The organism is Pseudarthrobacter sp. MDT3-1, from assembly GCF_054510755.1.
The window spans coordinates 1-6,231 of record NZ_JBTNDX010000056.1; the positions used below are offsets into that span (position 1 = coordinate 1).

Below are 6,231 nucleotides of genomic sequence, written 5' to 3' on the forward strand. Positions count from 1 at the left end.
ACGGCCAGCCCGACGCCCACGCCTACTTCGGACGGATGAAGCGCGAAAACCGTGAAGGCCCGGCGGTCATGGGCGAACGCACCCCGCTTCAGGAACTGGACCCGGCCGGCGTCGCGAGGGACCTCGCCCAGGACACCGTCACCTTCATCGACACCCGCCCCAACACCGAAGTCCACGAAGGCACCGTCACCCGCTCCTTGAACGTTCCCGCCGGCAAGTCCGTGGCCAGCTACGGCGCCTGGGTCGTGAACCCGGAAACCGACAAGAACCCGCTCGNGGTGCTGCTCGCCGCCGGGCAGGAACAGGCCCAGGATATGTGGGACCACCTGGTCCGCGTCGGCATCGACAACGTCGCCGGCTACGTCACCACCATCGACGGGCTGCCCGTCAGCACCCCGCCCCTGATCCGGCCCGAAGAACTGGGCAGCTTCGATGCGGCCATGGTGCTGGATGTCCGCAACCGCACCGAGCACACCGCCGGGCACATCCCCGGCTCCCACCAGCTCAGCGGCGGCCGCGCCATGTGGCACCTGGACCAGCTTCCGGCCGAAGGCACCATCGTGACCTACTGCCAGTCCGGGGTCCGGAACTCCGTCGCGGCCAGCGCCCTGCGCCGCGCCGGGTACGACGTCGTCGAACTCGACGGCAGCTACGCCGCCTGGGACGCCTGGCAGAACTCCCGTCAGTCAGCCAGGGCCTAGAACCACCGGCATCAGCGCGTCCCGGATAACCTGCGGTCAGGAACGGCCTGGCCGTGTACGAAAGAGACAAGGAACCCTTCATGGTGAACGGCTTTGATATGGGCGGGATGGGGCTTGCTTGGATCTTCTGGCTTCTGCTGATCGCAGGCGGGGTCACGCTCGCCGTGGTGCTGGTCAAAGCCTTCACCCGCAACGCCGGCGGTAACGCGCCCACCGATGGGCAGGGACCACCGCGCACGGGTGCGGGCCCTGCCCGGGCCAAGGAGATCCTTGAGGAGCGTTACGCCCGCGGGGAGATCAGCACCGAGGAATACCAGGAACGGCGACGGATACTGGAGGAGGACGGCCGGTGAGGCCGCTGACACGCCGCCAGCTGCTGGCACTGGGTGCGGTAGGGGCCGGCGCTACGGCTGCCGGCGGCGCAGGGCTGTGGCTGACCACCGGCAACGGACCCGGATACACCGGGGGTGAGGGCCTGACCGAACCCCAGGTGCTGGCCAGCCGCGACCGGGTGCTGGAGCTGGACCTGACCGCCGCGCCGGCACGGGTCCGGGTCGGCGGGCGGGATGCCTCCGTCCAGGCGTTCAACGGCTCACTGCCCGGTCCGACCCTGCGGGTCCGCGCGGGCGACACGATCCGGGTCACACTGCGCAACGGGCTGCGGGCTCCCACGAACCTGCACGTGCACGGACTGCACGTCTCCCCACAGGGCAACAGTGACAACCCGTTCGTAAGCATTGACCCGGGCGGGTCCTTCGACTACGAGTTCACCCTGCCCGAGGACCACCCGCCTGGTACCTACTGGTACCACCCGCACCGCCACGGGCACGCCGCCGACCAGGTCGCCGCCGGCCTCTACGGGGCCATCGTGGTGGAGGACCCCGACCCGGTTCCGGTCACCCGGGAGCGGGTGCTCGTGGTCTCTGACCTGTCCCTCGACGCTGCCGGCAATCTCGCCGAGGCGGACCAGTTGCAGCAGATGATGGGACGTGAGGGAGAGATCGTCCTGGTCAACGGGCAACTCCGCCCGCAACTGCGCGCCGCGCCCGGAGAACGGGAGCGGTGGCGGATCATCAACGCCTGCCCCTCCCGGTACCTGCGCCTGGCACTTGACGGACAGCAGGTCCGGCTGCTCAGCAGGGACCTCGGACGCCTGCCGATCCCAGAGGACGTCACCGAAGTGGTTCTCGCCCCCGGCAACCGCGTAGAGCTGCTCGTGGAAACCCGCGACGGATCCTCCACCCTCACGGCTGCCGCCCTGGACCGCGGCAGCATGAACGCCATGATCGGCGGGGCCATGAGGGGCGACAACGAATCCGGTGACGGCCCGGTCGAACTGCTCACCCTGGCCGTCTCGGGAAGCGCGGGCACTGACCCCGGGCCCGTGCCCGAGGGCCGGCCCCTGCGCGATCTACGGAACGAACCGGTCACCGCCGCCCGCACCCTGAACTTCGCCATGGGCATGAATGGAAACATGGGCGCGGGAATGGGCAGCGGACAGGGCACCATGATGGCCTTCACCATCAACGGACGGGAGTTCGACCCCGAACGGCTCGACGAGACGGCCGCAGCCGGGACCGTGGAGGAGTGGACCCTGACCAACTCCAGCCCCATGGACCACCCCATCCACCTGCATGTGTGGCCCATGCAGATCGTCCAGGACGGCGACCGCGACGTGACCAGGCCCAAATGGCAGGACGTGGTCAACGTCCCCGCCCGCAGCCAAGTGAAAGTCCGGGTGGCCTTCGACGACTTCGCCGGCCGCACCGTGATCCACTGCCACATTCTGGACCACGAAGACCAAGGCATGATGGCCACCGTCCAAGCCCGCTGACCGGCACGCCTAACACTGACAGGATCCGCCAATGGCCCTAGGCAACACCGCCTCCCGCCAGCAGCCTCGGACAACCGAGGTCATCACGCTGGGACTGCGGCAGAACCTGGCCCAGTTCATGCTCCTCGTCGCCGTCAACGCCCTGGTCGGCGGCACCCTCGGCCAGGAACGCACCGTGCTGCCGCTGCTCGCCGGACAGGTCTTCCACCTCGATGAGTACACCTCCGCCCTGACCTATATCCTGGCGTTCGGTCTGGCCAAAGCCGCGACCAACTACTTCGCCGGGACCCTTTCGGACCGTTACGGCCGCAAGCCGGTCCTGGTCGCCGGCTGGCTCATCGCCCTTCCGGTGCCCCTCCTGCTGATCTTCGGGCCTTCCTGGGGCTGGATCGTCACAGCCAACGTGGTTCTGGGCATCAGCCAGGGCCTGACCTGGTCCACCACCGTGATGATGAAAATGGACCTCGTGGGTCCCGAACGCCGCGGCCTGGCAATGGGGCTGAATGAAGCGGCCGGCTACCTCGGCGTCGCAGGCACCGCACTGGCCACCGGTTACATCGCTTCCTCCTACGGACTGCGCCCCGGGCCCTTCCTGCTCGGCGCAGCCTTCATCGCCGTCGGCCTCGGCCTGTCCGTACTGACCATCCGTGAAACACACCACCACGCCAAAACCGAAGCCGCCACACACGTCCCGGTCCACGCGGGAACCCGGGCCGGGCTGAGCAACCGGGACGTCTTCACCCTGACCAGCTTCCGCGACAAGTCCCTGTCCTCCGTCAGCCAGGCCGGGATGGTGAACAACCTCAACGACGGCCTGGCCTGGGGGCTGTTCCCCGTCCTGTTCGCCGCAGCAGGGCTCAGCATCGAACGCATCGGCATCCTCGCTGCCGTCTACCCGGCCGTCTGGGGCGCCGGTCAACTGATCACCGGCGCCCTCTCGGACCGGATCGGGCGCAAACCGCTGATCGCCGGAGGCATGCTCGTCCAAGCCCTGGCGCTCGGTATGGTCGCCCTCGGAAATGACTTCGGAACCTGGCTTGCCGCCGTCGTCCTGCTCGGTGCCGGCACCGCCATGGTCTACCCCACATTGCTTGCAGCGATCGGCGATGTCGCCCACCCCGAATGGCGGGCCAGGTCAGTCGGCATCTACCGGCTATGGCGCGACGGCGGCTTCGCCGTCGGCGCCCTGCTCTCCGGCATCATCGCCGACGCCTACGGCATCCCGGCAGCCGTCGCTGTCGTCGCCGGCCTGACTGCGCTCTCCGGCATCATCGTGGCCGCACGGATGCGAGGCAGCGACCACCGCGGCCAGGGATGAACGAGTGGAACCACTTCTAGGACGGATGACCGGGATGCCCAGGTCGGTTAGGCCGACCCGGCATGAAGCAGTCCAGCGAATTCGGATCGTGGACGCGGCCGTCTCGCACTGGCGCGAGGACGCACAGGCATCAGGCGTTCGCCCTGGCGCGCTGGACTTCATGGCGAAAGCCTTCGAGTGGGAGCACCGGGCTCGCGCCACGGACCTGTACGACAGCAGCCCAACCATCATCGGCCTTGCGGCAGGCAGCCAGGCAGGGCTGCCGGTGAAGTCTGGGTACATCCGCACACCAGAAGAGGGCGGTTCGTCGAAGGGCATTTCAGGCGCCGGGCGCAGTAGGGAGGCGATGCGGACAAACTCAGTGCCGGTTAACGGGACGCGGAGAACCGCTGTCCCCCGCAGTCGAACGGTCGTGGCGCGGTTAGTGGGTGACGAGCTGTTGCGCTCGCTGGTGTGAGACGCCAAGTACCGCGCCGATGTCGCGGACGGTGACACCTTGCCGCTTCAGGACCATGGCCGCCTCGTGGCGTTCCTTGGCTGATGCCGCCTTCAGCTCATCGGACCTGGCAGCTAGCTCACGCGCTTGGCGGAGGTGGGCTGCGACTTCAGGCGTGTCGAATGTGACTTCGACGTCGAAGTCGGATTCAGGGCGTCCCGTGATCATGGCCGCAAGATCGCGGACCATTTCGGGGATCTCGGCGACCGTGCGGGCATGAGTGGTAAGCCCGTCGATTTGGGAGGATTCCACGTACCAGAACCGGCCGTCCCGGCTGGCCGTTACTTCTAGTTTCATTTGGTGTCCTCTCCCTTGGCCTGCTTCATGATTTGCTTGGCGAGCTTCTCGCCGATTTCATTGTGGCGCGGCACAAACGTCGTATTCTCGCCGATGTTCACGCGTGTGTGCCTTCCACCTTCCTCGGTGCTTCATCACGGGAAAAGTCTATAGTGGACTAGCCGTGGCAGTCTAGTCCACCATAGACTTTGTCTTGGCGAACTTGCACCTCAGCGTCAGACGGCTTCCTCTGCATGCTCAGCGCACCGCACCGTCGCGATCAGCTGGCCACCGCCGTCGGCCTTTACATAGCGGGTCACGTGGTTCGTGATCCTGCCGCAGTGATCACAGAAGCACGCGTGTTGTTTTGTCTGCATAGCGAGATGTTACGCAGTTCGATGGATTTAAGGCGAAATCCCGGCTAGGAATGTGGATCTCCACATGTGGCCCGGACCGCGTCCCGCATCCCGGAAACTCCAAGGGCCCGCGGGTAGAATCGGGGCCAAGAAGAACGCAGTCGCTTTCCGGAGGTACGGAGAAACAATGTCAGAATGGCTCGACGTCGGCGCGGACAACTACGTGCTGGTCACCGAAGGATCACTGCTGAACACCGGCCTGATTGTGGGCTCCGAGCGTGCCATGGTGGTCGATACCGGCTGCGGGCCGCGGCAGGGGCGCGAGATCCTGGACGCGGTGCGGGAGAAGACCTCTTTGCCCCTGGTGGTGGTCAACACGCACGCGCACTATGACCACTTCTTCGGCAACGCCGTGTTCGCGTCCGACGGCGCCACCGAGTTCTGGGCACACGAAAACTGCGCCCAGGAGATCGACGACCACGGGGACCTGCAGCGCCGGTTCGTGGGAACGCTGGAGCCGGAGATGTCCACGGGCGAGGGCGAGAATGTGGAACTGGTGGTGCCCAACGCCATCGTCAAGGACCAGCCCGTGCTGGTGGACCTGGGCGGAATCACCGTGACCCTCTTCTACCTGGGCCGCGGCCACACCGACGGCGACCTCCTGGTGGGCACGCCCACCACCCTCTTTGTGGGCGACCTCGTGGAGCAGGGCGCGCACCCGTCCTTCGAGGACTCCTACCCGGAGGAATGGGCCGACAGCCTGCGCCACATCTCCGCCCTGCGCCACCGCTACGAGTTCCTGATCCCCGGCCACGGCCAGCCCTGCAGTGACCAGTTCGTCAAGACCATGGCCAACACCATGACCACCGCCGTCCGCCAGGCCCAGCAGTCCATCCGCGAAACCCCCACCGACGCCACCAAGGCCATCCCCGTGCTGCCCTACGGCCCGGAGCAGTCACGCTGGTTCATCAAGCGCCTGCAGGAGACGCGGCCGCTGCACTAGCCCCGAGGCCCTTCATTATTCAGAACACGTTCCGAATAATGAAGGTATGTCCAGCCCCACCATTTCACGCACCGCCCAGTCCTCCGAGCTATCCCGCAATTCGGCGAACGTCTTCAAAGCGGCCGAGGAGGGGCCCGTTAGGATCAATGCCGTTCGGTTAAGGTCTGCACGGTGATGTCAACCCGTATCCCGGCGTTGCGTTCAGGTGAATAGGCGCAGCCCTTGTTAGAAGTGAGTCAAGTCTTGC

The 6,231-nt window shown here is 66.5% G+C and carries 8 protein-coding genes; 5 read left to right on the forward strand and 3 right to left on the reverse strand.

The window, feature by feature from the left end; translation table 11 throughout:
- From ACX80X_RS20845 to ACX80X_RS20860, 4 genes are all read left to right on the forward strand, one after another.
- Positions 1 to 701 (forward strand): rhodanese-like domain-containing protein (locus ACX80X_RS20845; protein WP_459313263.1); only part of this gene is annotated, 701 nt, incomplete at its 5' end.
- An 80-nt stretch (positions 702 to 781) separates the two neighbouring features.
- Positions 782 to 1,054, forward strand: coding sequence for an SHOCT domain-containing protein (locus ACX80X_RS20850; protein ID WP_459313265.1), 273 nt, complete (start codon positions 782 to 784; stop codon positions 1,052 to 1,054).
- Positions 1,051 to 2,535, forward strand: a complete 1,485-nt coding sequence (locus tag ACX80X_RS20855) for a multicopper oxidase family protein (RefSeq protein WP_459313267.1) — start codon at positions 1,051 to 1,053, stop codon at positions 2,533 to 2,535. Before ACX80X_RS20850 ends, ACX80X_RS20855 begins: the two co-directional genes overlap by 4 nt.
- 31 nt (positions 2,536 to 2,566) lie before the next feature.
- Entirely contained in the window at positions 2,567 to 3,853 is a 1,287-nt protein-coding gene (locus ACX80X_RS20860; protein WP_459313269.1) for an MFS transporter, read from the forward strand.
- A gap of 421 nt (positions 3,854 to 4,274) precedes the next feature.
- Here the strand turns inward: ACX80X_RS20860 and ACX80X_RS20865 are convergent, their stop codons facing one another.
- The 3 genes from ACX80X_RS20865 to ACX80X_RS20875 all read right to left on the reverse strand — a co-directional run bounded on the left by ACX80X_RS20865 (position 4,275) and on the right by ACX80X_RS20875 (position 5,002).
- Complete coding sequence (locus tag ACX80X_RS20865) at positions 4,275 to 4,646, reverse strand: hypothetical protein (protein ID WP_459313271.1); 372 nt, start codon at positions 4,644 to 4,646, stop codon at positions 4,275 to 4,277.
- Positions 4,643 to 4,747, reverse strand: coding sequence for a type II toxin-antitoxin system HicA family toxin (locus ACX80X_RS20870; protein ID WP_459308208.1), 105 nt, complete (start codon positions 4,745 to 4,747; stop codon positions 4,643 to 4,645). The genes ACX80X_RS20865 and ACX80X_RS20870 overlap by 4 nt, the downstream gene beginning before the upstream one ends.
- Before the next feature lie 114 nt (positions 4,748 to 4,861).
- A complete protein-coding gene (locus ACX80X_RS20875; RefSeq protein ID WP_459308210.1) occupies positions 4,862 to 5,002 on the reverse strand; it encodes a hypothetical protein in 141 nt (46 codons plus the stop codon).
- A 166-nt stretch (positions 5,003 to 5,168) separates the two neighbouring features.
- Here ACX80X_RS20875 and ACX80X_RS20880 point away from each other — a divergent pair, with 166 nt between their 5' ends.
- A complete protein-coding gene (locus tag ACX80X_RS20880) occupies positions 5,169 to 5,984 on the forward strand; it encodes an MBL fold metallo-hydrolase (RefSeq protein ID WP_058931525.1) in 816 nt (271 codons plus the stop codon).
- Positions 5,985 to 6,231: the final 247 nt, after the last annotated feature.

Bases quoted from the DNA above. Each gene is read 5' to 3' on its own strand.
- ACX80X_RS20850 (WP_459313265.1), top strand. From the start codon at position 782: ATGGTGAACGGCTTTGATATGGGCGGGATGGGGCTTGCTTGGATCTTC.
- ACX80X_RS20860 (WP_459313269.1), top strand. From the start codon at position 2,567: ATGGCCCTAGGCAACACCGCCTCCCGCCAGCAGCCTCGGACAACCGAG.
- ACX80X_RS20865 (WP_459313271.1), bottom strand. From the start codon at position 4,646: ATGAAACTAGAAGTAACGGCCAGCCGGGACGGCCGGTTCTGGTACGTG.
- ACX80X_RS20875 (WP_459308210.1), bottom strand. From the start codon at position 5,002: ATGCAGACAAAACAACACGCGTGCTTCTGTGATCACTGCGGCAGGATC.
- ACX80X_RS20880 (WP_058931525.1), top strand. From the start codon at position 5,169: ATGTCAGAATGGCTCGACGTCGGCGCGGACAACTACGTGCTGGTCACC.